General features: G+C 61.2%; 27 protein-coding genes and 3 tRNA genes. 21 read left to right on the top strand and 9 right to left on the bottom strand.

The annotated features are described in order from the left end of the window. Positions 1 to 3 precede the first annotated feature (3 nt). Positions 4 to 477 carry a methyltransferase family protein gene (locus K0B96_RS13810; protein ID WP_220161468.1) on the bottom strand — a complete coding sequence of 158 codons (474 nt, stop codon included), beginning with the start codon at positions 475 to 477 and terminating at the stop codon, positions 4 to 6. Then, entirely contained in the window at positions 474 to 1,799 is a 1,326-nt protein-coding gene (locus K0B96_RS13805) for a DJ-1/PfpI family protein (RefSeq protein WP_220161467.1), read from the bottom strand. Before K0B96_RS13805 ends, K0B96_RS13810 begins: the two co-directional genes overlap by 4 nt. 66 nt (positions 1,800 to 1,865) lie before the next feature. Here K0B96_RS13805 and K0B96_RS13800 point away from each other — a divergent pair, with 66 nt between their 5' ends. Further along, positions 1,866 to 2,756, top strand: a complete 891-nt coding sequence (locus tag K0B96_RS13800; protein WP_220161466.1) for a helix-turn-helix domain-containing protein — start codon at positions 1,866 to 1,868, stop codon at positions 2,754 to 2,756. A 39-nt stretch (positions 2,757 to 2,795) separates the two neighbouring features. Here the strand turns inward: K0B96_RS13800 and K0B96_RS13795 are convergent, their stop codons facing one another. From K0B96_RS13795 to K0B96_RS13780, 4 genes are all read right to left on the bottom strand, one after another. After that, on the bottom strand, positions 2,796 to 3,881 hold the full coding sequence (locus K0B96_RS13795) for a serine hydrolase domain-containing protein (RefSeq protein WP_220161465.1): 1,086 nt from the start codon (positions 3,879 to 3,881) through the stop codon (positions 2,796 to 2,798). A 183-nt stretch (positions 3,882 to 4,064) separates the two neighbouring features. Continuing rightward, positions 4,065 to 5,276, bottom strand: a complete 1,212-nt coding sequence (locus K0B96_RS13790) for a cytochrome-c peroxidase (protein WP_220161464.1) — start codon at positions 5,274 to 5,276, stop codon at positions 4,065 to 4,067. Between the two features lie 19 nt (positions 5,277 to 5,295). Further along, positions 5,296 to 5,760, bottom strand: coding sequence for a FixH family protein (locus K0B96_RS13785; protein ID WP_220161463.1), 465 nt, complete (start codon positions 5,758 to 5,760; stop codon positions 5,296 to 5,298). 182 nt (positions 5,761 to 5,942) lie between these two features. Next, positions 5,943 to 6,158, bottom strand: a complete 216-nt coding sequence (locus K0B96_RS13780; RefSeq protein ID WP_220161462.1) for a hypothetical protein — start codon at positions 6,156 to 6,158, stop codon at positions 5,943 to 5,945. Here K0B96_RS13780 and K0B96_RS17710 point away from each other — a divergent pair, their 5' ends adjacent. Further along, positions 6,159 to 6,368 carry a JAB domain-containing protein gene (locus K0B96_RS17710; protein ID WP_220166574.1) on the top strand — a complete coding sequence of 70 codons (210 nt, stop codon included), beginning with the start codon at positions 6,159 to 6,161 and terminating at the stop codon, positions 6,366 to 6,368. Here the strand turns inward: K0B96_RS17710 and K0B96_RS13770 are convergent. Then, a tRNA-Asn gene (locus tag K0B96_RS13770) sits at positions 6,327 to 6,401 on the bottom strand. The genes K0B96_RS17710 and K0B96_RS13770 overlap by 42 nt on opposite strands. Before the next feature lie 203 nt (positions 6,402 to 6,604). Here K0B96_RS13770 and K0B96_RS13765 point away from each other — a divergent pair. The 11 genes from K0B96_RS13765 to K0B96_RS13715 all read left to right on the top strand — a co-directional run bounded on the left by K0B96_RS13765 (position 6,605) and on the right by K0B96_RS13715 (position 17,433). Beyond that, a complete protein-coding gene (locus K0B96_RS13765; protein WP_220161461.1) occupies positions 6,605 to 7,330 on the top strand; it encodes a 50S ribosomal protein L25 in 726 nt (241 codons plus the stop codon). Between the two features lie 59 nt (positions 7,331 to 7,389). Beyond that, complete coding sequence (pth, locus tag K0B96_RS13760; protein ID WP_220161460.1) at positions 7,390 to 7,980, top strand: aminoacyl-tRNA hydrolase; 591 nt, start codon at positions 7,390 to 7,392, stop codon at positions 7,978 to 7,980. Then, positions 7,961 to 8,257 (top strand): 30S ribosomal protein S6, encoded by a 297-nt coding sequence (locus K0B96_RS13755; RefSeq protein WP_220161459.1) that lies wholly within the window; start codon positions 7,961 to 7,963, stop codon positions 8,255 to 8,257. Before pth ends, K0B96_RS13755 begins: the two co-directional genes overlap by 20 nt. Positions 8,258 to 8,279: 22 nt before the next feature. Beyond that, the gene (locus K0B96_RS13750; RefSeq protein ID WP_220161458.1) at positions 8,280 to 8,750 is read left to right on the top strand and encodes a single-stranded DNA-binding protein; all 471 of its coding nucleotides are present in this window, start codon (positions 8,280 to 8,282) and stop codon (positions 8,748 to 8,750) included. Positions 8,751 to 8,797: 47 nt separating this feature from the next. Further along, positions 8,798 to 9,286 (top strand): 50S ribosomal protein L9, encoded by a 489-nt coding sequence (gene rplI / locus K0B96_RS13745; RefSeq protein WP_220161457.1) that lies wholly within the window; start codon positions 8,798 to 8,800, stop codon positions 9,284 to 9,286. A gap of 95 nt (positions 9,287 to 9,381) precedes the next feature. Then, positions 9,382 to 10,785, top strand: a complete 1,404-nt coding sequence (gene dnaB / locus K0B96_RS13740; protein ID WP_220161456.1) for a replicative DNA helicase — start codon at positions 9,382 to 9,384, stop codon at positions 10,783 to 10,785. A 58-nt stretch (positions 10,786 to 10,843) separates the two neighbouring features. Then, entirely contained in the window at positions 10,844 to 13,120 is a 2,277-nt protein-coding gene (gene bamA, locus K0B96_RS13735) for an outer membrane protein assembly factor BamA (RefSeq protein ID WP_255558692.1), read from the top strand. Between the two features lie 37 nt (positions 13,121 to 13,157). After that, entirely contained in the window at positions 13,158 to 13,868 is a 711-nt protein-coding gene (locus K0B96_RS13730; RefSeq protein ID WP_220161454.1) for an OmpH/Skp family outer membrane protein, read from the top strand. A 98-nt stretch (positions 13,869 to 13,966) separates the two neighbouring features. Beyond that, positions 13,967 to 15,040 (top strand): UDP-3-O-(3-hydroxymyristoyl)glucosamine N-acyltransferase, encoded by a 1,074-nt coding sequence (gene lpxD, locus K0B96_RS13725; RefSeq protein WP_220161453.1) that lies wholly within the window; start codon positions 13,967 to 13,969, stop codon positions 15,038 to 15,040. After that, a complete protein-coding gene (locus tag K0B96_RS13720; RefSeq protein WP_220161452.1) occupies positions 15,037 to 15,984 on the top strand; it encodes a ribose-phosphate diphosphokinase in 948 nt (315 codons plus the stop codon). The genes lpxD and K0B96_RS13720 overlap by 4 nt, the downstream gene beginning before the upstream one ends. A 36-nt stretch (positions 15,985 to 16,020) precedes the next feature. Next, positions 16,021 to 17,433 carry a Do family serine endopeptidase gene (locus K0B96_RS13715; RefSeq protein ID WP_220161451.1) on the top strand — a complete coding sequence of 471 codons (1,413 nt, stop codon included), beginning with the start codon at positions 16,021 to 16,023 and terminating at the stop codon, positions 17,431 to 17,433. Positions 17,434 to 17,449: 16 nt separating this feature from the next. On the opposite strand, the gene pyrE is transcribed toward K0B96_RS13715, so the two are convergent. Further along, a complete protein-coding gene (pyrE, locus tag K0B96_RS13710; RefSeq protein WP_220161450.1) occupies positions 17,450 to 18,019 on the bottom strand; it encodes an orotate phosphoribosyltransferase in 570 nt (189 codons plus the stop codon). 78 nt (positions 18,020 to 18,097) lie between these two features. Between pyrE and K0B96_RS13705 the strand changes: the two genes are divergently transcribed. After that, positions 18,098 to 18,949, top strand: coding sequence for an MBL fold metallo-hydrolase (locus K0B96_RS13705; protein WP_220161449.1), 852 nt, complete (start codon positions 18,098 to 18,100; stop codon positions 18,947 to 18,949). Positions 18,950 to 18,979: 30 nt separating this feature from the next. Here K0B96_RS13705 and K0B96_RS13700 read toward each other — a convergent pair. Beyond that, positions 18,980 to 19,056 (bottom strand) — tRNA-Pro (locus K0B96_RS13700). Positions 19,057 to 19,442: 386 nt separating this feature from the next. On the opposite strand from K0B96_RS13700, the gene K0B96_RS13695 reads away from it, so the two are divergent. The 7 genes from K0B96_RS13695 to K0B96_RS13665 all read left to right on the top strand — a co-directional run bounded on the left by K0B96_RS13695 (position 19,443) and on the right by K0B96_RS13665 (position 25,230). Further along, the gene (locus K0B96_RS13695) at positions 19,443 to 21,473 is read left to right on the top strand and encodes a sodium:solute symporter family protein (protein WP_220161448.1); all 2,031 of its coding nucleotides are present in this window, start codon (positions 19,443 to 19,445) and stop codon (positions 21,471 to 21,473) included. Positions 21,474 to 21,652: 179 nt separating this feature from the next. Next, positions 21,653 to 21,728 (top strand) — tRNA-Arg (locus K0B96_RS13690). A gap of 309 nt (positions 21,729 to 22,037) precedes the next feature. Continuing rightward, complete coding sequence (gene gspG, locus K0B96_RS13685; protein WP_255558689.1) at positions 22,038 to 22,475, top strand: type II secretion system major pseudopilin GspG; 438 nt, start codon at positions 22,038 to 22,040, stop codon at positions 22,473 to 22,475. Continuing rightward, entirely contained in the window at positions 22,472 to 23,026 is a 555-nt protein-coding gene (locus K0B96_RS13680) for a type II secretion system protein (RefSeq protein ID WP_255558688.1), read from the top strand. Before gspG ends, K0B96_RS13680 begins: the two co-directional genes overlap by 4 nt. Beyond that, positions 23,023 to 23,490, top strand: a complete 468-nt coding sequence (locus K0B96_RS13675; RefSeq protein ID WP_220161445.1) for a type IV pilus modification PilV family protein — start codon at positions 23,023 to 23,025, stop codon at positions 23,488 to 23,490. Before K0B96_RS13680 ends, K0B96_RS13675 begins: the two co-directional genes overlap by 4 nt. Next, positions 23,487 to 24,131, top strand: coding sequence for a prepilin-type N-terminal cleavage/methylation domain-containing protein (locus K0B96_RS13670; protein WP_220161444.1), 645 nt, complete (start codon positions 23,487 to 23,489; stop codon positions 24,129 to 24,131). The genes K0B96_RS13675 and K0B96_RS13670 overlap by 4 nt, the downstream gene beginning before the upstream one ends. 4 nt (positions 24,132 to 24,135) lie before the next feature. Beyond that, positions 24,136 to 25,230, top strand: coding sequence for a type II secretion system minor pseudopilin (locus K0B96_RS13665; RefSeq protein ID WP_220161443.1), 1,095 nt, complete (start codon positions 24,136 to 24,138; stop codon positions 25,228 to 25,230). Positions 25,231 to 25,239: the final 9 nt, after the last annotated feature.

Below are 25,239 nucleotides of genomic sequence, written 5' to 3'. Positions count from 1 at the left end.
GAATTAGAGCCAGCGCGGCACGCGCGCGGTGTAAGTGACGAATTCCGTTCCGAAGCGCTCGCGTAGAGCGGATTCTTCCGGGGCGATTTGGAAACGGTTCAGGTAAATCACCAACGCGGGCGCGGCGAGTAACGCGACAGGACTGCCGAGCCACGCGATTTCTCCGAGCAGCAGGCAGAGAAAACCCAGATACATCGGATTGCGCGTGAAACGATAGACGCCTGAAACCACGAGCGCCGCAGCGGCAGACGGGTCCATGGGATTCACGGTCGTGTGCGCGCGGCGAAAGGAAATGACGCCGAGCAGGCTGCAACCGATGCCGAGCAAGCCGAGGCCGGCGGCGACCACGGTGAGGTTCGCCGATTCGAAGCGCAGCGCGGGGAACGCTTGGGCGATGGCCCATGCCCCGACGCCCGCGAGGAACGTGAGCACAAGCGGCGGAATGCGGAGCGCCAACTTGAGAGCAACCGTCTTCATTGCGCTAGCGCCTCATTCGCGAGCGAGCGCTTCGGAATCAGGGGATACTCAAAGTTGAGCGCCACGCCGTAGGCTGTAGTGCGACCGTAAAGCCGGTGGATGCCGTCGATGGTTTTCACGAACGACTCCGCCGAGGGATAGGCTTCGAGCGGCGGCAACTCCCGGTCCATGGGGCGGCCGTCCGTGCGCGTGTCCGGCACGATCATCAACCCGGAGCGCGAGCGCACGGGAGCCGATGAGGCGGACAACGCGTGCAACAAACTGCGGCCGGTGCGGGAATAACCGTCGGCGGTGACGGCGAGCGCGATCTCGTCGACGCCGTCCGCGATCGGCAGGCCGATCATCTCGGTCGAACGAAACCAGCCATTCGTATAGGTCACGGCGATCAGCGCTCGCAGGTTGACCCCGAGCCGGGGCCGGAACTGCGCCGTGTCGTGGGCCGTGCCCCAGTCGGAGACCCCGAGTTCACGCGCGAGACTCGCTGCGCGTTCGCGGCCGGCGATGGCCTCGACCAAGGCAATCGACGTGGGCAACGCGGCGCTGATGCCGGCGGTGGAGATAATCTGTCTGTCGGCGACGTAACGGATGTTATCGATCCACTTCACTGAGGGAAACAGTCGGCGGCGGTTTTTGGCGCTCGCCCAGTGCGCTGTAGCGCGGTGGCCGTCCATCAAGCCTGTGCCCGCGACGACGGCCGCGCCGTCGCAGATGCTGACGACCATTCCGCCCTTCGTGCCCTGGGCCTTCACCCAGGCGAGCAGCGTCGGGTCGTTGAACTTCACCACCGCGGGCACGATCACGTAGTCCGCACCCTGCGGGAAGCGGGCGTCGAACTCCGCGATCGAGGCGTCGGGCTGCACCTGCAATGCCGGGCGCATGTGCAGCACGCCCGGTTGGGTCGCAACCGTGATCACCTCCGCGACGCCGGCCCGCACGAGCACGCCGTAGGGAATCGCGAAGTCGCTCAGTTCCGTGCCGGAGTTTTCACCGACGATGGCGATGACCGGGCGCGTGCGCTCGAACCGCGCACGGTAGACCGGAAGCGGCGCGTCGACGGTCGACGGCTGCGTGGCTGCATCGAGCGACGGTTGCTCGGCGAACGCGGCTTGGGCGATACCGAGGAGCGCAACACCCAGCAGGAATGCGCGGCCGAGGAACGGAAGAATCGGAGCCGTTGTCCGCGGCGCGAAGAAGACTTTCGTCCCGGAGGCGCGCAGCATCGCTGGCGTCCACTGGGGCGGATAAGTCGTGAGACATTCATTCGCGACCGCGCGGGCGGAGCGCTGCGACGACCATGGCGAGTGGGAATTTAGGGAGTTCATGTTGAGCGCTCCCACAATAGCGGGATTGCTCGCGGACCGATTGAACGGCCCTGTCGAATTCCTTGAATGAAACCGCTGATGTCCTTGAACAAACCAGCTAGGCCCGACATCGAATCAGCGATGCCGGCTGCGTCTTCGTCCTGTGGCAAAAGCACCCGCACCGATGTGCAGGTGTCGGACACGGTGTGCTGGTATGTGTGGGACGGCGGGTTCATGGCCATGGGGCGGGCGCAGGGCGTCGTGCCGCGCCACGCGCACCACGCGATTCAGATCGTGGTGGCGCTCGAAGGCGAAATTGCCGTGCAGGACGAGGATGAAGTCTGGCGGTCCGCCCGCGGCATCGTGGTGGGCCCGGATCGTGAACATTGTTTCGACGGCAAAGGCGCCCTTGCCGCGATGTTCTTGATCGATCCCGAGTCGACGGAAGGCGTCTGGTTACGGGCCTCCCTCCAGAGAGATGTTACGATCATGCCAGAGGGCCGTGTAGCGGCATGCGTGGCGGAACTGGCCCGCTTTCGCGATCATCCGCTGGAGAGCCTGGAGATCGGCGCGCTCATCCGGCACTGTGTGCAGGCGCTGTCGGCGGGCGCGTTGCCGGCGCGCCGGCTCGATCCCCGCGTGACCAAGGTGCTGCAACAGATTCAACGGTCCGATGATCTCCGGCTCTCGCTCGCCGCGGCGGCCAAGTCGGCGTTCCTCTCCCCGAGTCGTTTTCAGCATCTCTTCAAACAGCAGATGGGGCTTCCCTTCCGGCGCTACGTGCTCTGGCGCAAGCTGGCGCGTGCCATGGTCGCCATGGGGCGCGAAGGGACCGCGACCGCCGCCGCGCACGCGGCAGATTTCGCCGACGCGGCGCATCTGACGCGCACCTTTATCGAGATGTTTGGGATTCCGCCGACCGTTATGCTGCGCGGCGTTTTCTTTGAAATCCCTTCGCCGTTTGCCGGTCCAAGTTGACCCGACGCCGGCCTCACTGAAGTCGGCGCGGGGCGTCTCTCATTGAGCCGCGACTGAATCCACCAAGGCCTGAAAATACTTCTGCACCTGGCGGACGGTCTGCGGGTCACCGTAGGCACCGGCGGTGAACACCACGGTCATGTCCAAGTCAGGGATCACGAAAATGCGCTGGCTGCCGTTGCCCCAGGCGGCGTGCCACGGCAGAGAGCGCCCCTGCCAGTTCACGCTGCCCGTCCACCATTGGTAGCCGTAGCGGGTGTCCTCCACGCCCGTGGCAAGGCGTGGTCGCAGCATTTCGTCGATCCACGCCGCAGGAACAACCTGCCGCTCCTTCCATTTGCCGCGGTTGAGCACGAGGCGACCGAGCTTCGCCATGTCTCTCGGGCGAAGGCGCAGACCGCTATTGGCCATGGGGCGACTGCGGAGATCGGTGACCCACTCAACATCACTGATCCCCAACGGCTCGAAGAGAGCTGTGCGGGCGAACTCGGTCCAAGGCATGTGGGTCGCCCGCTCCAGGATGTCCGCCAGCACGACAGTGCCGCCGCTATTGTAGTTAAAGCGACGGCTGGGTTCGGCCACGGTCGGACGACCCAGCACGAAACGGATCTGAGATTTCTTCCAGGCGAGTCGATCTTCGTCGGTGGGAAAGCCTGCGCCGGATTCGCGCCACGCCAAGCCACTGCCCATGGTGAGCAAGTCCGCCACCGTGATTTTGCGCAGGGCCGGCGTAGCGAGGTCCGCGAGTTCTGGATAAAAATCGAGGACGGCCGAACCGGCTGGTCCAAGCTTACCCTGGGCTTGAGCGATGCCCACGAGCAGGGCGATCACACTTTTGCCGACCGATCGCGTGTCGTGACGCACCGCTGGTCCGAACGCGACGATGCGACTGAGAAAGGTGAACTGAGGTTTATCGCGGCCGGTGCGGTAGCCCTCGGCCACCAACCTGCCGTGCCGCTCCACGATGACAGCATGGAGATTCACTTCGCCGCTCAGCATCGTGGCAAAGTTCCCGCGCAGCTTCGCGGCGTCAAAACCCGCCGCTTGCGGCTCTGCGATGGTCCAGCCGTCGTCGAGGGCTGCGGGATTGGACGGATTCTGTGCTGCGAGGGAAACGGTCAACATGGAGAGGCCTAACAATCCGCGTTGTAGATGGACGGATGCTCGCACGGCGATCACGACGGCACGATGACGAGAGCGCACCGCAGTGACGCTCATCGCTCCTCGGTTGAAACCAAGGCAACGAGCAACGTGAGGATGACAATGGCAGCAATCATGACCGTAAATTCGGTTGAGCTTCGCACTCGCTCACTTGCCGGCCGGCGAGGCTGCGGAGGCGCTTAACGCGCGGAGAAACGCCTCGAGTTGGGTGAGTTCGTGATCAGCGAGTTTCAGCGGATGGAGTTCGCTGTGACCGGCGGAAGCGGCGGGGGCTTGGTTGTAGTGACGGAGCACGGCCGAGAGCGTGGCGATTTGCCCGGCGTGCATGTAGGGGGCGCGCTCGCCGACGCCACGCAGCGACGGGACCTTGAAGGCGCGTTCCTGCTCGCGGGCGTTGGGCTTCACAAAATCAATCTCTGCGCTTTCGGCGCGCGCATCGCTCCATCGGCTGTGCCGGTTGAACTCGTCCGTGAGCACTTGCCGCGCGCCATCCCGACGGCCGTGATCGCGCGGGAGGGTAGGGATGGCGGGCACGCCCGTGTTGTGGAAATCACCATTGGTGAAGAGCGGACCGTTGTGGCATTGCACGCAGTTGGCCTTGCCGACGAAGAGGCGCAGGCCCGCCTGTTCATCCGCGGTGAGCACGTCGGTGGGCGCGCGCCCCGTGGCGAGCAACGAATCGAGATACCGATCGAAGCGGGATTTTCCCGGCTCGATCCGGCGCTCGTAGGCCGCGATGGCCTTGCCGAGGTTCACAAAGATCCCGGTGACCGCGTTGCGCTGCTCTTCCGATAGCTGGCGCCACGCCGCAGCGGCGTGAGCATCGGCCACGGGGCCGGCCTGCGCGGGAACCGACGCGAGGTCCGGCAATCGGCCGAAAATGGCTTCGTAGTCGGGACGATAGTGCTCGGCGATCACGTGGGCGTATTGCGCTCGGGAGCCACCGTGCTCGACGGCGCTTTCGAGCGGCCCGAGAGCTTGCGCCCATTGGCTATCCTTGCGTCCGTCCCAGAAGAGGAAGGGAAGATGCGCCGTGCCTGCGATGGGCATGGCCCGGCGATTCGTCGTGCCCACGCCTTTGCTCAACGGCAGGCCATCTTGAAAATCCCGCTCTGGCTGGTGGCAGGTCGCGCAGGAGACCCGGCCGTTCGCGCTCAGGCGGGGATCGAAAAATAACTTCCGGCCCAATTCCGCGGCGCGCGGATCGTCCCCGAACCGATTGCTGGAATCGGCCGGTGGCGCGCCGAGTTCGGCGAGCGAGAAGTGACGGATTTCCGCGATTTCAGCGGGACTCCACCCTTCGGCGGCGCGAGCGGCGGGGATCGCGGCGAGCGCGACGAGAAAGGTGATCCGAATCATGGCGGGGAAGTTTGGCGTCTCAGATCTGGAGGTGAAAGATGACGCGGTCGGCGCCAAGTGGGCCGTCGATCGTCAGGGCGAGCACCCACCAGCCGCCCATGTTGAAGCGAAGCCCTTCGATGGCGTAGGTGCCGTGCGCCGACGCGGGGATGGCGCGCGGCTGCGTCGGGAGACCGTGTCCGTGTTGCGGCATACCGCCGTCGACGGAAAGCGTGGCGCCACTGATCGCCTGGCCTGCCGCGTCACGGACGAGCACGGAAATCTTTTGCAGGCGGCGGGCTCGAAGCGCCTCCGCGGGCTCCAGCGCGACCGTGTAGAGGCCGTGCTCGGAGACCCGCGGGCCGAAGCCGAATTCGGAGGCCGGCGGCTTTTCCCCGGGCCAGATCGCCAAATGGGCGCAGGCGCCGGTGCCGAGAAGAACGAGGCCGAGAAGAAGACCGAGCCGGAAGCGGCCGGAATGAGAGAAGCGTGGAATCGAGTGCATCGGGAGTGTCGTATGGTTGGGGCACCGCGGAATTGCGGTGATGGGACTCACGATAGCCAAAACGCCCGTTCGCCGATTGAACGGCGCAGCCGAATTCCTTGAACGAAACCGCTGATGTCCTTGGACAAACCGGCTATGCGCGTGCCACTGGCAGTGGAAGACGTCGCGCCGCGGAATCGCTCCTAAACACGCACACCTTGGGCGAGCGACACGATCGCGGCTTCGTCGGACAGCGGGAGGTGAGCGTTGATTTTGTGGCGGACGATCTTCCCTGCATCGGCCCAACGGAAGAGCGTGGAGCATGCGCCGAGATTCTCCACGTTCACCTCCGCTCGGCGTGCGACGAAAGTCCCATGCGGGAGGCGTTCTACTGCTACTAACTCGTCCGCAAGAACCATTTGCTGGTCCGAACCGTCATCACGCTCGACACGTTGGACTCGACCCTGGCGATTCCGCGTGAGGTGTTTCGTGGCGCCATCTCCGCCGGCGCATCCGCGTTGGTCGCCGCGGTTAATGCGCCAGAACCGGAGGGCGCTGGCGCCGATTGCACATCTTTTTGCGCGAAATGGCTGCCCGGGCTGGGATCGAACCAGCGACCAAGTGATTAACAGTCACCTGCTCTGCCACTGAGCTACCGGGCAATGTGGCGTCGCACGCTCACGTGTGCGAAGAGGCGATGAACAACAGGACCGGTTTCATTCCTGTCAATGCTCCTTTTGACCAACGAAGGAGAAATTCCCGGACCCGCCAAAGTTTTGATTGCGTTCCCTCCTGACGAACGTATCACGTGACCCTCTTTTCACTACGCCTGCCCTCATGCCGAGGTCTCAGGGGGAACGAATTCATGAAACAGTTCACGCTAAATATTGCCACGCGCGACCACACGGGTCGCAGTGCCTCGCGCCGTTTGCGCAAGGTTAACCGCATTCCCGCGATTCTTTACGGGAAGCAGTCATCGCCCGAAAAGCTTTCACTCGACGTGCCGGAGTTCACCCGGTTGCTCAAGACGGTGGCCGGTCGCGCCGTGCTGATCGAGCTCACGCGGCAAGACCAAGGCAACAAGGCGCTGTCGTTTCTTCAAGAAGTGCAGCGCGATCCCATCACGGACCGTTTTTTGCACGTCGATCTTCACGAGGTGAAGGCCGACGAGAAATTTGAAATCCGCGTGCCGGTGGCCATCACGGGCGAGTCATTTGGCGTAAAGACGCAAAACGGCGTTTTGGAAACGGCCACTCCCTATCTGCGGGTGCGCGTTTTGCCCAAGGATCTCCCGGAGTCGATTGCCGTGGATGTGACCGAGCTGAAGGTCGGCGAGACAATCAAGATCGGGGGCATGAAGCCGATCGAGGGCGTCGAGTTTCTCGATCCCAAAGGGCAGCCGGTTGTCTCATGCGTGGAGCCGGTGGCTGAAATCGTCACCGAGACGGTGGCGGCGACGCCTTCGGCAGGCGCGGCGGCTCCGGCGGCAGGCGCGGCGGCCCCGGCGGCTGGCGCGACACCGGCCCCCGACGCCAAGGCTGCCGCGGGCGCTGCGCCGGCGAAGGCGGCGGCGGCTCCGGCCAAGAAGTAAGCGTTTTTCGTGCGGCCGGTCACTTGACCGTGGCTGGCCGCACCGTTGTTCTTTGAGTTATGTCCATTTCGCTCGTTGCCGCGCTCGGCAACCCGGGCTCCGCCTACGCGGCGACGCGCCACAACTTGGGTTGGGTCGTCCTTGAAGCGTATGCCCGCGCGCAAAAGCTGGTGTGGTCTTCCGCGCCGCGCTTCGAGGCCGAGGTAACGCGTCTCCCCAGTCTGCGATTGTGGCTCATGAAGCCGCAAACGTTCATGAATGAGAGCGGTCGCGCCGTAGCAGCGTTGGCGCGCTTTCACCGGATCCCTCCGAAGGAAGTGCTCGTCATTTATGACGACGTTGGGCTGGATGTCGGCCGAATTAAAGTAAGCGAGCGGGGCAGTGCAGGCGGCCACAATGGGGTCGCGAGCTTGCTTGAGCACCTCGGTGACGATTTCATCCGCTATCGTCTGGGCATTGGCCCGAAGCTGCCCAAGGAAATGGATCTCAAGGATTTCGTTTTAGGAAAATTTTCTCCCGACCAACAACTCATCATCGACCGTCAGTTTGACACTTATCTCCAAGGATTGGACCTCCTCCTTTCAAGAGGCGTGGACCAAGCCATGAATCATTTAAATCGCAGAGAGCCACATGAATCCGACCAAGCGTAACTACCGCGCCACCTTCATCCTCGATAATCGCGGTCAAGAGGACTCCATCGACCAAATCGTCGAGGGCGTGAAAAAAGAAATCACTGCCGTCAACGGTGAGGTTTCCGCCGTGGAAAACCTCGGCAAACGCGACTTCACGCGCGTCACCGACCGCAAATTCAACGGCGGCACGTATGTGCAGGTCACTTTCAGCGCGCCTCCGGAAGGGCCGGCGCAGCTCAAAGATCGTCTGCACCTCAATAATAGCGTTTACCGGACGTTCGTGCAGTCCGCTTAAGGACCTGCGGTCCGCTACGGCCATGGCAAATTACAACAAGGTTATGCTGATCGGCAACCTGACGCGCGACCCGGAGTTGCGGGTCACTCCGAAGGGAACCGCTATTTGCCAGTTTGGACTCGCGATCAACCGTCAGTTCAAGGACGAGTCCGGCGCCGCGCGCGATGAAACGACGTTTGTCGATATCGAAGCTTGGGGCCGTCAGGGCGAGACGATTTCGAAGTATTGCTCGAAGGGCCGGCCGTTGTTTGTTGAAGGGCGTCTGCGCTTCGACCAATGGGAGGACAAAACCTCAGGCCAGAAACGCAGCCGTCTCAAGGTCGTGCTCGAAAACTTTCAGTTTCTCGGTGAAGGCCGGCGCGACGGTGCTTCAGGTGGTGCCGCCGGCGAGGAAGGCGAAAAGACGCCCGAGCAGCATTCGCCGGCACCACGGGCTGCTTCACCGCGCCCCGCGGCGCCTCCCGAAAACTTAGATGAAGATGTGCCGTTCTGAACCGGCCGAGTTCGTATTTACCATCAACCTTTTAACTACTCAGTCCCATGGCCTACAGTGAAGTCCTCCTTGTCCAACCCGTCGAAGGTCTCGGCGGCGAAGGCGATCAAGTCAAAGTCCGCGCGGGCTATGCCCGCAATTTCCTGCTGCCCCGCCACATTGCGGTGCCGGTCACGAATGCGAATCGCAAGCAGATCGAGGCGTTAAAAAAACGCCGCGGCGAGCGTGAGGCGCAAGAGCTGAACGGCGCGCAGGAACTCGCTCACAAGCTCGAGAAAATGAGCATCGTTTTCGTCGTGAAGACGGGCGAGGGCGGCAAGATGTTCGGGGCGATCACCGCGAACGACGTGCACGAGAAACTCGTCGCGGGCGGGGTGACCATCGACAAGAAACGCATCCATCTGCACACGCCGGTAAAGACGATCGGCAAGCACGAGGTGAAGGTGCGTCTGCACCAGGAAGTGAGCGTTGAGTTGGCTTTCGACGTCGTCTCCGAGAATCCGGTCGAAGTGGCACCGGTCGAGGAGCAGAAATAAGCGTTTTTCACCGGCTGTTTTTGAGAGCCGCGCCCCGACCGGGCGCGGCTTTTTGATTGGCGCGGCGAGTCGATTCATCTTCCGATAAGCATCTCATGGCTGATTCTGATTCTGCTTCTGTTCCGGCGCGCAGTCCGCGCACGGAACGTGCGGCGCCGGCGATGTTCGGCCGGGAATTGCCGCACAGCCTGGAGGCGGAGGAGTATTTGCTTTCCTGCTGTTTCATCGACGGCACCGATACGGTGGCGCGTTGCCTCGAGGACAAACTCACGCCGAAGGCGTTTTTCGCGCCGGCCAACCAGCTGATATTCGAAAAGCTGACGGACCTTTACCATCGGAGTCTGCCGATGGAGATCGCCGTCGTGGCGGAGGAGTTGAAGGCCGAGGGGAAACTCGCGGCGGTCGGCGGCTATGCGTATATGAGCCAAGTCAGCTCGCGCATCCCGACGACGGCGCAGGCGCCTTACTTTATCGAAAGAGTGCGCGATCTGCATGTGCTCCGCGAGGTCATTCACGCCGCCGGCGATATTGTGGAGCGCTCGTTTGGGCTGACCGGCAGCGTCGACGAGTTCATCGATCAGGTGGAGAAGGATATGTTCGCCGTGACGCAGAATCGCGTCTCGGACTCGGCGAAGCCGATGAAGGAGCCGGCGCGCGAGGCGATGAACATCATCACGAAAATGATGATGAAGAAAGGAGAGCTCACGGGAGTGCCGTCGGGGTTTCATGACCTCGATAAAATGACCTTTGGGTTTCAGCGGCAGGAAATGATCATCCTCGCGGCCCGACCATCGATGGGTAAGACGAGTTTCGCGCTGAATATCGCGGATTATGCGGCCCTGCCGAAGAAGGGCGAATCTGCGGCGACTCTGATCTTCTCGTTGGAAATGAGCGCCGCGCAACTGGCGTTGCGTATGTTGTGCTCACGCGCGCGCATCAACATGAAGCTTCTGCGCGAGGGGCTGCTGTCGAAGAACGGGACCGAGCAACAGGAGCTTTTGAAGGCGGCGGACGAATTGTCCAAGGCGCCGATCTACATCGACGATTCAAGCAGCATGTCGATCATGCAGCTGCGGGCCAAGGCGCGTCGCGTGCACGCCCGGCGCAAACTTGGATTTATTATCGTCGATTACTTGCAACTGATGAGTCCGATCGACTCCAGCGTGCCGCGGGAGCAGCAAGTGGCGGAAGCTTCCCGTGGATTGAAGGCGTTGGCGAAGGAACTCGACGTCCCCGTGCTTGTATTATCCCAGCTCAACCGCTCGTCCGAGAAGGACAACCGCACGCCTCGGCTTTCCGACTTGCGCGAGTCCGGCTCGATCGAGCAAGACGCCGACGTTGTCCTGATGCTTGCCCGACCCAAAGATGCAGACGAGAAATTCCAAACCGCCGCGGACTCGGCGGAGTTAATCGTTGCCAAGCAGCGAAACGGACCGGTAGGAGAATTGAAGCTTACGTTCCTAAGAGACATCACCCGCTTTGAAAACTTCACTCAGTAGCCCGCATCGCCGGGCCATCGGCGCTTTCTTTGCGTTTGGTCTCTTATTATTAGCCGGTTTGACGACCGGCTATGCCCAGCGCGCTCCGGAAGCGCCGGTCTATCGCGTCGGCAAGATCGCGGTCAAATTCATCGGCAACGCGATTGTCAGCGAGCAGGTTGTGCGCGCCAACATGCAAGTCCATGAGGGCGGCGAACTCGACGAGGCGATGATCGATCGCGACATTCGTTCGCTCTATAAGACCGGTTTGTTTGAGTTCATCGAAGTCAAACGCGAGGTCCTCCCGGATCACACTGTGAACCTCGTGGTGGAGATCACCCCCAAGTTTCGCGTGCTGGCGGTGCGCTTTGAAGGCAATAAAGCGGTGAAATCGAAGCGCTTGGAAAAGGAAGTGAAGTCCAAGCCAAATACCTCGCTCGATGAGCGCCAGGTCAAAGAGGACGTCGAAAAGTTGCGCGAATATTATCAGAAGAGCGGTTACAACCAAGTGTCGGTCAATTACGCGATCGACCGCGATCGGAGCACTGGCTTCGGCACAATTATTTTCAAGATCAAGGAAGGCGCCAAGGTGAAGATCGCCGCGGTGCGTTTCGTCGGCAATGCCAACGTCAAGGACCGCCGGTTGCGCAAAGAGATGGAGACGAAGAAATGGTGGATGTTCTCTTGGTTGACGGGATCCGGGCGTTTCAAGGACGAGCAGTTCGAAGACGACCTCGACAAGCTGCGCGATTTCTACCGCGAACAAGGGTATCTCGACGTCGAGATCGCGCCTGACAAGATCTCCTACGACTACCCAACGCCTTCGAAACTGTTGATCACGATCCGCGTGGTGGAAGGCCGCCGCTACCGCGTGGGCGCAATTACGTTCAGCGGAAACAAACTCTATTCCTCGCAATTGCTCGGCCGCGTGGTGCGCCAAAAGAGCGGCGCGATTTTCGCGCCGTCAAAACTCGATAAGGATGTGGAGCGGCTCGAGGATTTTTACGGCCGCGACGGCTATCTCGACACCCGCGTGCGCTTGTCGCGCAAGCCGAACATCGCGACCGGTAACATCGATATCCAATACGATGTGAACGAGAGCGACAAATTCCACGTCGAGTCGATCGTCATCGAGGGGAACACCAAGTCCAAAAGCACCGTGATCCTGCGCGAACTTACGCTCGGACCGGGCGATGTGTTCAACAGCGTGCGGATGAAAATCAGCAAGCTGCGTCTCGAGAACACGCGGTTTTTCGACGATGTGAATCTTTCGCCGCAGGACACGAACATCCCTGGACGCCGCAACCTCCGTGTCGCGGTCAAGGAAGGGCGCACCGGCAATTTGACGTTCGGCGCCGGTTTCAGCTCGCTGGAACGCGCGACCGTTTTCGCGGAAGTTTCCCAATCCAATTTCGACTTATTCAACCGTCGCTCGCTCTTTCAGGGCGATGGCCAGAAGTTCCGGCTGCGTTTGCAACTCGGCTCGCTGTCCAGTGAAGCCACGCTCTCCTTTGAGGAGCCGTGGTTCCTGCAACGCGAACTCGCGCTTGGCTTCAACCTCTCGCGTCAGTCATCCGATTACAACAGCAGCTATTACACGCAGGTCCAAACCAACGCCGAAGTTTATCTGCGCAAGCGCCTCTTCGAACTGGTCGAAGGCCGCGTCTCTTACAGTTTTGGCTTCATCGACATCACCAACGTCTCGCCTGATGCCTCGGTTTACATCAGCGACTACGCGGGAAAACATTATATCTCCCGAGTCGGTTTGCAGCTTCTGCGTGATACGCGGGACAAGATCATCAACACCACGATGGGCAACCGCGTGGAGTTTGATGCTGATGTTGCGGGCGGCGTTTTGGGAGGCAGCGAAGACTACTATCGCTTGGAATTCCGCGGAGCGCAGTTCTTCCCGATCTTCGAAACGCAAACCCAGGTGTTGAGTCTCCTGGCTCGTGCGGGCGTCATCCAGAACTATGGGCGCAGCACGGACGTGCCTTATTACAATCGATTCTATCTCGGTGGCCCGACGACTTTGCGCGGCTTCGAGTATTACGATGTGAGTCCGCGCGACCGAGTGGGCGAGCCCATCGGTGGCAAGTCTTACGGGATGTTCAGCGCTGAATACTCCATGGATATCGTCAGCCCGATCCGCTTCGCCGTGTTTTACGACGCCGGCTTCGTGAACAAAGGGGCCTACGATTTCAACCCCTCCGACTACCACGACAATTTCGGTTTTGGCATCCGCCTGTTTGTGGCGGGAGCGCCTTTGAGCCTCGATTTGGGCATTCCGCTCACGGGCGACAAGGCCGCCAAAAAAGGAAACCAGTTTAACTTTTCTTTTGGCACCCGGTTCTAAGTTCGCTTGTCTGCCACGTTCTCTTTTACTTCTTCCTATGAAAAAATACCTCCACGTTCTCATTGCGCTCGGCGTTCTGGCGTTAACCGCCGGCGTTGGGCGTGCTCAACCCGCGCTCAAGATCGCGGTGGTCGATATGGCCAAGCTTTACGACAGCCACTACAAAACCGAGGAGCAAAACGCGAAGCTCCGCGCCGACGAACAGAAGGCCCAGGAAGAGCTCGATCGCTTGAACAAAGAGGGCAACGCGCTCGTCAGCGAATATAAGGAGCTGGTCGACCAATCGAACAATCCCACCGCCACGGCTGAAGCCAAGAGCAAGGCGCAAAGCGAAGCCCAACAGAAGCTCGAGGAAATCCAGAAGAAGCAAAACGAAGTTGGCAGCTTCAAGGCCAACATTCAGCGCTCGCTGCAACAGCGCCTCCAGACTTTCCGCAATGTGATTCTCGAAGAAATCGGCAAGATCGCGACCGACGTCGCGAAGCGTCGCGGCGCCACTTTGTTGATCGACAAGGCCGGTCCGACGCTGATCGGCGTGCCCACCGTGCTCTACGCCGACAGCGCTTATGAGATCACGGATGACGTGATGAAGGAGATCAACAAGGACCGCCCGGCGTCTGCCCCCGCCGCGAGCGGCGCACCTGCTGCCGGCTCCGCGCCCGCGGCCAGCACGCCTCCGGCGGCGTCCGCGCCGTCTTCTGACGGCCCGCAGATCACGGTCCCCGGTGTCACGCCGAAAAAGAACTAATCCTTTTTCCCTGATTTTAATCGTTCAGCCCCGCTCTTACCCAGCGGGGCTTTTTTGTGAGGTTGCACCGCGACGCCGGATCTTTTCACGCTAACGGCATGCTCGTATCTTTCAGCCCCGAGGAAATTATGGCCATCGTGAAGCCGAGCGCCACCCGCGGTGCCACGACGGCGACGATTCGGGGGATTGCCTCGTTGAAATCAGCCCGGTCAGGTGACCTTTCGTTTCTTGGGAGCGCGAAATACAAGGCGGACGCGGCGGCCTCGCAGGCGTCCATTTTGCTGGTCCCGGCCGATTATGCCGGCGATCCGAAAGGTGAGCAGAGTCTGTTGCTGGTGGAAAACCCATCGCTCGCGCTCTCGCGGATTTGCGCACGGATCGAGCAACTCTTGTGGCCAAAACCACCCTCAGGCGTGCATCCCTCGGCGTTTGTCGCGGAGACCGCGCAAGTGGATGAAACGGCGACGATCGGACCGCTGTGCGTGGTGGAGGCTGACGCCAAAATTGGTGCGGGGACGCAGGTGCAGTCAGGCGTTCACATTGGTCGAGGAGCCAAGATCGGCGCTCAGTGTTGGCTGATGCCGGGTGTCGTGGTCACCGCGGAATGCCAAATCGGCGATCGCGTGCGTCTCCAGCCCGGCGTGGTGATCGGATCGGATGGTTTTGGCTACGAATTTGTGCAGGGCCGGCACGAGAAGGTGCCGCAGATCGGCAACGTGGTGCTCGGCGACGACGTCGAGATCGGAGCCAACAGCACGATCGATCGGGCGCGCATCGGCAGCACGATCGTAGGCGAGGGGACGAAGGTCGATAACCTCGTGCAGGTCGCTCACGGGGTGATCATCGGCAAACACTGCATCCTGTGCGCGCAGGTGGGGATCTCCGGCAGCACGACGATTGAGGACTACGTCGTGCTAGGGGGGCAGGCGGGCGTGGGTGGCCATATCACGCTCGGCAAAGGCACGAAGGTGGGAGGGCAGACGGGGCTCAGCACGGACACGGCTCCGGGAAGTTTCGTCAACGGCACGCCGGCGCGGCCGTATGTTTTGGAGCGGCGGCTCGAAGTGCTGCACGCCCGCCTGCCCGAGTTGTTCAAGCGCATGGATGCGGTCGAGGTCGGTTTAAAAAAGTCTTCCTCCTCATCTCCGGTCGGACAAGATGCCGCGCAATGAGCGCCTCGCGGCTGAAGATTTTTGCCGGCAATTCCAACCGATCTCTCGCTGAGCAGATCTGCCAAAGCATTGGGCAGCCGCTGGGAGAGGCGACGGTCACGAGCTTTCCCGACGGGGAGTCGTTTGTTAAGATCAACGAAAACATCCGCGGCGGCGACGTGTTCATCATCCAGTCGACCTGCCCGCCAACGAATCATCACTTGATGGAGCTGCTGATCATGATCGATGCCGCGAGACGGGCGTCGGCTCAGCGCATCACGGCGGTGATTCCGTTTTACGGCTACGCCCGGCAGGATCGAAAGGATCAGCCGCGCGTGCCGATCACCGCAAAGCTCGTCGCCAACCTGCTCGTGGCCGCGGGCGCGACGCGGATTTTGACGATGGATCTACACAGCCAGCAGATCCAAGGGTTCTTCGATATTCCGGTCGATCATCTGTATGCTTCGCCGGTTTTCTTCGAGTATCTTAAATCTGTGCGGCGCGAGAATCTGGTCGTCTGTTCGCCCGATGTGGGCGGCATGAAGATGGCCGCCGCCTACGCTGATGTTCTCGGGGCGGGCTTGGGTATGGTGGCCAAGAAGCGGAAGAGTGCGACCACCGTCGAGGCAATCAATGTCGTTGGTGAAGTGGATGGGTGCGACGTGTTGCTGGTCGACGACATTACGGAGACCGCGGGCACGCTGACCGCGGCGGCGCGGATATTGCGCGAGCACGGCGCGCGGAGCGTCCGTGCGGCGGTGAGCCACTGCATCCTGAACGAAGTGGCCATCGAACGCCTCAAAGCCGGCCTGATCGACGAACTCATCACGACCGATTCGACTCCGATCGATACGAAAGGTCTGCCCATTACGGTGCTGAGCATCGCGCGACTGCTGGGCGAAGCGATTTGCCGGATCAACCGCGACGAGAGCGTGACAAGTCTGTTTCAGATCAAAGGATTCTAGTCCGCCGCGCGGGCTCCCGATCCGATCTTTTTGCCTATGTTGCGTCCGCTCATTTTCGCCCTGTCGGCTCTCTTGGTTCCGGCCACCGGCATCGGGGCCGCCGGCGCAGCTTCGCCGGGTGTTTCACACCCGATGCCGGCGCTCAAGATCGACCGTTCGCCTGTCGGTGAAGGTCAATCGGCGCTGGTCACGAGTTACGCCGATATCGTGGAGCCGGTGCAGCGCGCTGTGGTGTCGGTCTATTCGACGAAGATCGTCCGCGAGGAAGTGCCGATGGCGCCGATTCTCCGGCAGTTTTTTGGCGGGGCCGTTCCGGAACGCGAATCGAAGCAAGAGGGGTTGGGCTCAGGCGTGATTGTGTCCGCCGGCGGGTATATTTTAACCAACAACCACGTCGTGGCTGACGCGGACGAACTCAAGGTGCTCCTCCCGGACGGACGGGAGTTTATCGCCAAGGTCATCGGCACCGATCCCAAGACGGATATTGCGGTGATAAAAATCGACGTGGCCGATCTGCCCTTCGTCACGTTGGCCGATAGCGATAAACTTCGGGTCGGCGACATCGTCTTCGCCGTCGGTAACCCGCTCGACGTCGGCCAGACGGTGACGATGGGGATCATCTCGGCCAAGGGCCGAACCAAACTTGGGTTGCTGCAAGACGTCGCCGGCTACGAGAGCTTCATTCAAACGGACGCAGCGATCAACCCGGGCAATTCCGGAGGGGCGTTGATCGACGCCAAGGGGCGCTTGATCGGCATTAACAGCGCGATTTTTTCCAATACGCACACGAACATCGGCATCGGTTTTGCGATTCCCGTGAATCTAGCGGCTTCGATCATGACCTCGCTGATCGAAACGGGAAAAGTCACCCGCGGAAATCTGGGCGTGACCACTGAGCTTGTCGGGCCGGAAAACGCGGAAGCGTTCAAGTTGCCCAAGGATGTGCGCGGCCTCGCCGTCACCGATCTCGCGCCGGGCGGTCCGGCTCAGAAGGCCGGTGTCAAACGGGCGGACGTGATCGTCGGCATTAACGATCGCAAGGTGACCTCCGTCGAAGAGATGCGCCTTTACGTTGCGCAACTACGCCCGGGCGCGCCGGTGCAGATCAAAGTTATGCGCGACGGCGTCGAGCATGTGTTGAATGCGACCGTAGGCATCTTGGACGACCAACCCGACGAATTGCTCGCCGGCGTTAAAGTGGCGGCGGTGAGTGACGACGTGCGACGCTCGCTCGGGTTGAACCCGCGCATTGGCGGCGTGCTCATCACAAACATCGCACCCGATTCCGACTACCGTGATCGGTTGGTCGAAGGCGTGGTCATCGTGGAGATCAACCGCACTGCGATCAACGATCCGGCCTCTGCCCGAGCGGCCCTTCGCCCGGGCCGTAATCTGTTCCTCGTCTATTTCCGCGGAGTGTTTCGTTATGTCACCGTGGCGGTGAAATAACGCCGATCCGTGCGGCTCAACTCCCGGGTTTTTCGACCGGGATGCCCGCCAGCTCGGGTGGAAGCGCGTCAGCAGGGTAGGTGGGGAAGCTTAATTCCAACAGCGAGACCGCGGGGACATCGAGGCGCAACGCACCGCCGCTGCGATCGACCAGCATGGCGACTCCGGCCGGCACGGCGCCCATCCGCCGCACGATGTCGAGGCATTCGAGCACGCGACCGCCTCGCGTCACCACATCCTCGACGATCAGCACGCGTTCACCCGGCGCGAAAGTGAAACCGCGGCGCAGCACCAGGACGTTGTTTTCCTTCTCGGCGAAAATATATCTCCGCCGCGTCTGGCGAGCGACCTCCTGTCCGAGCACGAGACCGCCCATCGCCGGAGCGAGGACCGTGCTGAACTCCAAGCCGGCGAGCTTGCCCACGAGCAGTTCAGTCAGGCGCTCAACCGCATCCATGTGCTGGCAGACTTGGGCGCACTGGAAAAAATGTCCGCTGTGCAAACCCGAGCGCAGCACGAAATGTCCGCGCAGCAACGCTCTCGTGCGGGTGAAAATATCCAAGACCTCCTGCTGGAGTGAATCCATGGCGCTGACGCTGGTAACCGGGCCGGAAAAGGAAAATCAATTTTGCTTCGGCGGGGCGCCACGTCGTAGGATCGCCGCATGTCGCCGTTCGCCACTCCGCCCCCGCTCGAAGACGAGCTCGGCGACGTGCTCGAGAAGGCGCTGCATTTCGCAGATTTGACGATCGAACAAGCCGCCGCGGCGGCCGCGGTGCCCGAAGGAAAACTGCGCGATGCGCTCGATTATCGCAGCGAGTTGTCGGCGCAGGATCTGACGCGCCTCGCCGCCGTGCTGCATTTGAACGAGCTCGGCCTCGCGATGCTGGCACAGGGCGCCTACCCGTTGCCGGCGCCCGGTCCGCTGCCATTTTGCCTGCACAGGCTTTCTGTGCCGCACGGAATTGGCTGTGCGAATGCGTATTTAATCGCCGAGCCCGGAGCGAACACTGGGATACTTTTCGACACCGGCCCGGACCTGCCGCGCATTCAGCAAGTTTGGCCGAGCAACGTCCAGCGGGTGGAAGCCGTGTTTCTCACCCACGTGGAAGCCGAACACGTTGGCGGCCTTGTCGAGTTGTTGGGACATTACGCCGTGCAGCACGTATTTTCCCCGGAGAGCGTGACCGTGCGCACCAACGCCGTGTTGAAAGAAGGCGATCAATGGACGCATGGCGGCATCACGGTCACCGTGATTAGCACGCCTGGGCACGCCAAGGCGCATTTCGCCTATCTGGTGGAAGCTAGCCAGGTGAAAACCGGCCAGAAATTGCTCATCTGCGGCGATTTGCTTTTCGCCGGCTCACTGGGCGGCGGCTACTTCTGTTGGAAGACGCTGAGGGATAGCGCCCGGCGGTTAATGAAAATGGTGCCGCCCGAGGTCGTCATTGCGCCCGGACACGGACCGTTGACGACCGCCGAAAACGAGCTGCGTTATAACCCCTTTTTCCCGTGAACGCGTTCAGCGAAGAAAGCCGGCGTAAAATGGTCGGGGCGACAGGATTCGAACCTGCGACCTCTACGTCCCGAACGTAGCGCTCTACCAGGCTAAGCTACGCCCCGACATTACGTGGAGCGGGAAACGTGCCGACCGTGCTGGGTTGAATCAAGACGGAAGTTCGGATTTCTCGGCACGAGGCAAATTCCGCGGCGCGCCCCGCTGGGCAAGCCGCCTTCGCCACAGCAGCCAAGCAGATTGCATCACCCCGTGGAAACCGCTGGGCAAAACGAGTTGCCACGAGTTTGGGACCCCAAAGCCTCGCCGAATGCGAATCCTCGCCGCGACTTCCCCTGCGCCTGCCCATGGTTCGCCGCGAGAACTCGACATCTCCGCTGTCGTCCGTAGATCCGCTGATCTTCCGCCGCGCAACTTGGCAGCATCGGACGTCGCCCCTGCCTCCGCCAAGCGCAGCCGTTAACGTGACCTGACTCGCTTCCGCATTCCTACGATGGCTGGTCTCCACTTTCTCGATTACTTGGTCGTTGGCGCTTACTTCGCCATCATTATCGTTCTTGGGAAGATCGCGTCGAAAGGTGTGCATTCCGGCGAAAGTTTTTTTCTGGCCGGGAGAAAGTTAGGCAAGGTCTATCAGTTTTTCCTGAATTTCGGCAACGGCACGTCGGCGAGCGACTCGGTCAGCACGTCCAGCGTGATCTATCAGCAGGGCGCCTCGGGCGTGTGGGTGAGTTTACAGATGATATTTCTGAACCCGTATTACTGGTTCATGTATCCGTGGTTTCGGCGGGTGCGGCTTACGACGACGGCGGACCTGTTTGAAGATCGTCTTGGCAGCCGGAGGTTGGCGCTGTTCTACGCAACTTTTCAAATCGTCATGGCCGTCGCGGTCACGATGGGGTTCAGCAATCTGGTCTCGTTCAAGATTGCTTCCGCCTTGGTCACGAAACCCGAAGCAACCTGGACCGTGCCGGAACGAACCGCGGTGCAGGAATATCGCGCGTTGAACGACCTTGAGACGCGGCCGGACCACGCTGCGTTGGCGCCTGCCGATCAGGAGCGGCGGGCTATCTTGCGCGAGCGTTATGCGCGGGGGGAGCTCAAGAGCTATATCAGTGCGCTCAATCCATGGATGTTCTACGCGTTTTATACAGTCGCGATCGGGTTTTATATCATCATGGGCGGCATGGCCTCGACGGCGTTGACGGAGGTGTTTCAGGGGGTGCTGATCGTCGTGTTTTCCGCGATCCTCATTCCGGCGGGCCTGTCCGCCATCGGCGGCTGGCACCAACTTGGAGCCAAAGTGGCGCCGGAAATGTTCGAGCTCTTCGCGACCGGCGGCACGGCGGAATTTACGGGCTGGACGATTGTCGCGGTTTTGCTGGCGACGTTGTTACAGACGCATGCGGGCGTGGGTAACATGGGGCTGGCCGGTTCTGCGCGCAACGAGTTCGCCGCGCGGTTTGGCGCCGCCGCGGGAAATTATGGGAAGCGCTTCATGACGGTGCTGTGGGCATTTTGCGGATTGATCGCCATCGCGATGTTCTCCGGCCCCCATCGTCTCGCGGACCCGGATCTGGTTTGGGGCGCGATGTCGCGACAACTGCTCGGGCCCGGGTTGGTCGGCCTGATGTTCGCGGGCGTGCTGGCAGCGAACATGTCGACGATCGCCGCGCAAGCGATGTTCGTGTCCGCGCTGTTCGCCCGCAATTTATTCGGCGTTGTCCGGCCGCACGCTTCGGAGGCCGCAATCGTGCGGGCGGGGCGGTGGACGATCGTCGTGGTGCTGATCTTGGGTGTGTTGGTGGCCACGCAGCTCAATAGTGTCTATACCGTGCTGCAATTCGCCATGACGATCAACGTGCCGTTTGGCGCGGCGATTCTCTTAATGTTTATCTGGCGGCGGGTGACCGCCGGCGCGGTTTGGACAGCAGTCATCGGCGCGGCGCTGCTCAATATTTTCCTCCCGCTCGCGCTGCAAAAAGTGCCGGCCATCGCGACGCATCCGACGTTTGTGGCGCGCGTTTCCGACGGCTCCGGGCGTCCGCTGCCGGTTTACTTCGAATCGGTGCAACGAATGAATCCCAACGATCTCGGCAGCGCATTGGAAGGCCACGGGCGGTTTCATACGGAGTTGGCGTTGCTCAAAGTCGTGGGCATCGACCCTGCGCATTTGGCGGCGGGAGGACGACTGGCGGGACGGTTTTTTGTCGATGCGCTCCTGCCGTTGTTTTTGGTGGTGGTGGCGAGTTTTGTGACGAGGCGACCAGACCAGAGGCGAGTGGATCTTTTCTTCGGTAAAATGAAAACGCCCGTCGGCGCCACGCCGGCGATCGACCTCGCGGAAATTGAAGCGACGCGGCACGCGCCCCATCGTTTCGACAAGGCGAAGTTGTTTCCGTCCTCGACGTGGGAATTCACCAAATGGAATCGCACTGACGCGGTGGGATTTGCGCTTTGTTGCGCGGTGACGTTCGCCATCGTCGGCCTGCTGTGGGGGCTGCTCCGTTTAGCGGCACTGTGAGCAAGAGAACCGTCGCGCGTCGCGGAAGTAGCGTGCGACCGCGTGATAGCGAGCGGGGTGGGCCAAGGGTCTCGCTCTTACGAAGGCGTCCGCGGGAAATGTTGGTTGTAATGGGCGCCTATCTTCGCAATGAGTTCGAAGGGGTCAGGCAAGGGATATTGCCGTCATTTGTGACCTACGTCCCCGTAGCTCAACTGGATAGAGCAGTGGTTTCCTAAACCGCGCATCCCGGTTCAAGTCCGGGCGGGGGCGCCAACCAGACGCAGTAGACGGCCTTCGTCTTGACGAGGGCGGGCCTACATGCATAGGTAAATCCCCGATGCGGTCGGCGGAGTTTTCCCGCCAAAACGTTTCCACCATGGCCATTGCAGCTGACGTGGTGGTGTCTGATACAGGTGAAGACGGCGGAGGCGAAAGCCTCCGCCGTTCTTGTTCAAACCCGCCACGCGCAGTAACCCGGCGCACGGCCGCGCGTCTCCGCGGGGGGATTGCGGATTGCATCCTTTTTCGCTCCCTTTACCGTTTCCTGTTTTACGCTTTCTTCCCATGGCTTTCGCTCACGCAATGTTTGCTCGCAAAAAAACCTCCCGCTCACGTTCGGCGTTCACGCTCCTGGAAATTTTGGTGGCTTTGGCGATCCTCGGCCTCCTCGTGGGGCTGGCGGTGGTCAAGACCGACACCATCTTCGGCGGGGCGCAGGTCACCACCGCGAAGTTGTTTGTGAACGAAAGCATGGCCACGCCACTGACGACTTATCGACTGCAGATGGGCGACTACCCGTCCACGGCGGAAGGCATTCAGGCGTTGATCACGCCACCGCAGGGCAAGGCCGACCGCTGGCACGGCCCGTATATTCAGGCGCGGGGGGACAAGCAGCCGCTGGATCCGTGGGGCCATCCGTATCAATATCGTTATCCGGGCACTCACAACAAGAACAGCTACGATGTGTTCTCGTTGGGACCGGATGGCACGGAGAGTGATGACGACATCGGGAATTGGTGATTTTTCTCGTTCCAAGCCGGTTGATTAGCCGGCGACCCCGCCGCTTCCCACCGGCTGCATCTGCGCAGTCGGCGTTTACGCTTTTGGAGATTTTGCTCAGCATCGCGGTCATGGCGATGCTCGCCGCCGTGCTGCTGGTCGGTGCGAATCGGATGTTGAGCGATCAGCCGAAGACGCCGGACGAGGTGTTCTGGAAAACGGTGCGTGAAGCCCGGAAGACGGCGCTGCGCAGCGAGACTCCGGTGGAACTTTCATTCGATCCGGACGCACGCAGCTTTGTGATGACCACGACCGCAGGCGCAAAGAAGGAGTTCGCTTTGCCGACGGACCGGAAGATCGACGTGAACTTTCTGCAAGCTGCGACCGGCGGTGGATCGATCTTGCTCGGCGGCGACCTCGTCGAAACGCAAAAGATACCGGTCGTGAAATTCTATCCGGATGGGACGTGCGATCCGTTTCGCATTCAATTCCGCGGACAGACCGGCGAGCCGTGGAGTCTGGCGATTGATCCGTGGACCTGCGCGCCTGTGCTCGTCGCGCCCAAACCATGAGGGCGCGCCATCCGCAGCCGACGCACCGCGCGTTCACACTGCTGGAGGTGTTGATCGCCTTTGCCGTTTTCGCGATGGGCGCCGTCGTGCTCGGCGCCGCTTATGTGAACATATTGAACGGCTATGCGGCCGCGGCGAAAGGAGACGATGCGGCGGAGGACCTGCGATTTGCCCGCGGTCAATTGCTCGCAGAACCAGACGTGAAGAAAGCGGAGGAAGGTCTTTCTTTCGACTCCGGCGACCGGCACGTGCAATGGTCGGCGGCGATTGCCTCGACCAACCTCCCCGACCTTTTTGACGTCACGCTCACGTGCGAGATCACATCGCCGGCGGAACGCGAACCGCGACGGATTACGGATACGTTTCGAGCCTTGCGTCCGACGTGGAGCGATCCGGTCGAGCAAACGAAACTGCGGGCGGATGTGCGGGATCGCATTCTCGAGTTGCAGCAACCGAAGCAATGAACGGTCGCCGCGGATTCACGCTGCTGGAAATGCTGTTGGCCCTGGCGCTGACCGGGCTGCTGTTTGTCGGGTTGAACACGTTCATTTTCTCGATGGGCGAGTTGTGGGGAAGGCAGTCGGAGGGGCGCCTTTTCGAATTGCACACCCGCGCGGTGAGTCGCTGGGTCGGGAACCAGTTGCGCGAAGCCGTCTTGCCGCCGCCGGCGCGGCTGGACCGCGAACCGATCAGCGTGGTCGAGATTCGCACGCGCGGGAGCGGCACCGACAACTTGATCACTTACGAATTGCGGCAGCCCAACCGGCTGATGAGCTGGCCGGACAACCCGCTGCCCGATGTCGTGTGCTCGCTGCAGGTGCGCGAACGCGAAGGCCTCGTTCTCCTCTGGCATTCGCGGCTGGAAATGAAGTTCAGCGATGATCCGCCGCGCGAAACAATCATCAGCCCGTGGGTCACGGGCTTGAGTTACGACTACTACGATGCCGACTTGAAGCGGTGGCGCACGGAGACGAGCTTCCGCCGCGGCGATAACAGCGAGATGCTCGTGCCGCAGCGATTGCGCCTGAAGTTCACCTATGGCGGCATGACGCGTGAATCGATGATTGCCATTCCGACTTCGGCCGAAGGTCAGCCCAACTTCTGATTTCATGCGCGCCCTTTCCAAACGCGGGTCAGTGCTGATTGTCGTCATGGTGACGCTGCTGGGCGCCGTGTTCGCGTTGATGGTCTTTGCGGAAAAAGCGTCGAACGATCTGCTGGTGGAAACGCGGGTGGCCGACAGCGTGCGGCTGCGGCAGGAAGCGTATTCGGCGGTTGAAACGACGTTGTCTGTGCTGGAGGAGTTTCGCCGCGCGTTGGGGGGATTGCACAGCCCATCGGAAGGGTGGGGCGATCCGCTGGCGTTTGCCGGTTACACGCCGACCGAGGGACGCCAGGTGGAAGTCAGTTTTGAGGACGAAAGCGGCAAACTATCACTGCCCACGGTGGACGGGCCGATGCTGATCAATGTCTTCAAATCGTGGGATGTGCGGCAGATGGAGGCCGAGCAATTGTCGGATGCCTTGATCACGTGGATGAGCAAGGATGCTCTGAAATCGAACGATCTGGCGATCGACGACTATGAACACGCGACTTTGCCTTACGAGGCGCCTAAACGGTCATTGCGCAGCTTCGACGAGCTGAGAGACATCGCGATCGCGCGTGATTTTTTTTACGACAAAGCAGGACGGCCCAACGAGCGTTGGCTGAGGTTTACGCAGATGTTTTCGCTCTACAAATTCACCGGCAGCAATTTGAACTCGGCACCGGCTGACGTGTTTGCGGCGCTCGGCGTCCAGGATGCCCGCTCAGTCGAAGAAGTGCGCAATTATCTGAGCGGCACGGGGTCCTATGCGTTGCAAGGGCCGCAGTGGTTTCGCTCGGCGAAGGATGCGGCGCCGCTCCTCGGCGGGCAGTCGGTGCCCGCCGGGTTTTCCACGGATATTCGGGCGCTGCGCGTGAAGGTGACCGTGCGGCAAGGGCCGTCGATTTATCGCATGAGTGTGTTGATCACTCCGGGCCAGAATGGGGCGGAGGCGGTCGGACTCAGCGATTTGGAGAAAGCGAAAAGCGAGACGGCGCGCGCGACGGCTCCGGCACCCACGCCGGCGACGCCGGATACGAAAAAGCTGAAATATCCCTTTACGCTGTTGGAAATCCGGGAGAACGATGCGCCTGCCGTCGTCGTGCCGGTTGGCGACTGAGAGAACTTC

It is taken from the genome of Horticoccus luteus (genome assembly GCF_019464535.1).
Taxonomy (GTDB): Bacteria; Verrucomicrobiota; Verrucomicrobiia; order Opitutales; family Opitutaceae; genus Horticoccus; species Horticoccus luteus.
Note: the sequence above shows the minus strand (reverse complement) of the source record. Positions and strands in the feature narration are given on the sequence as shown.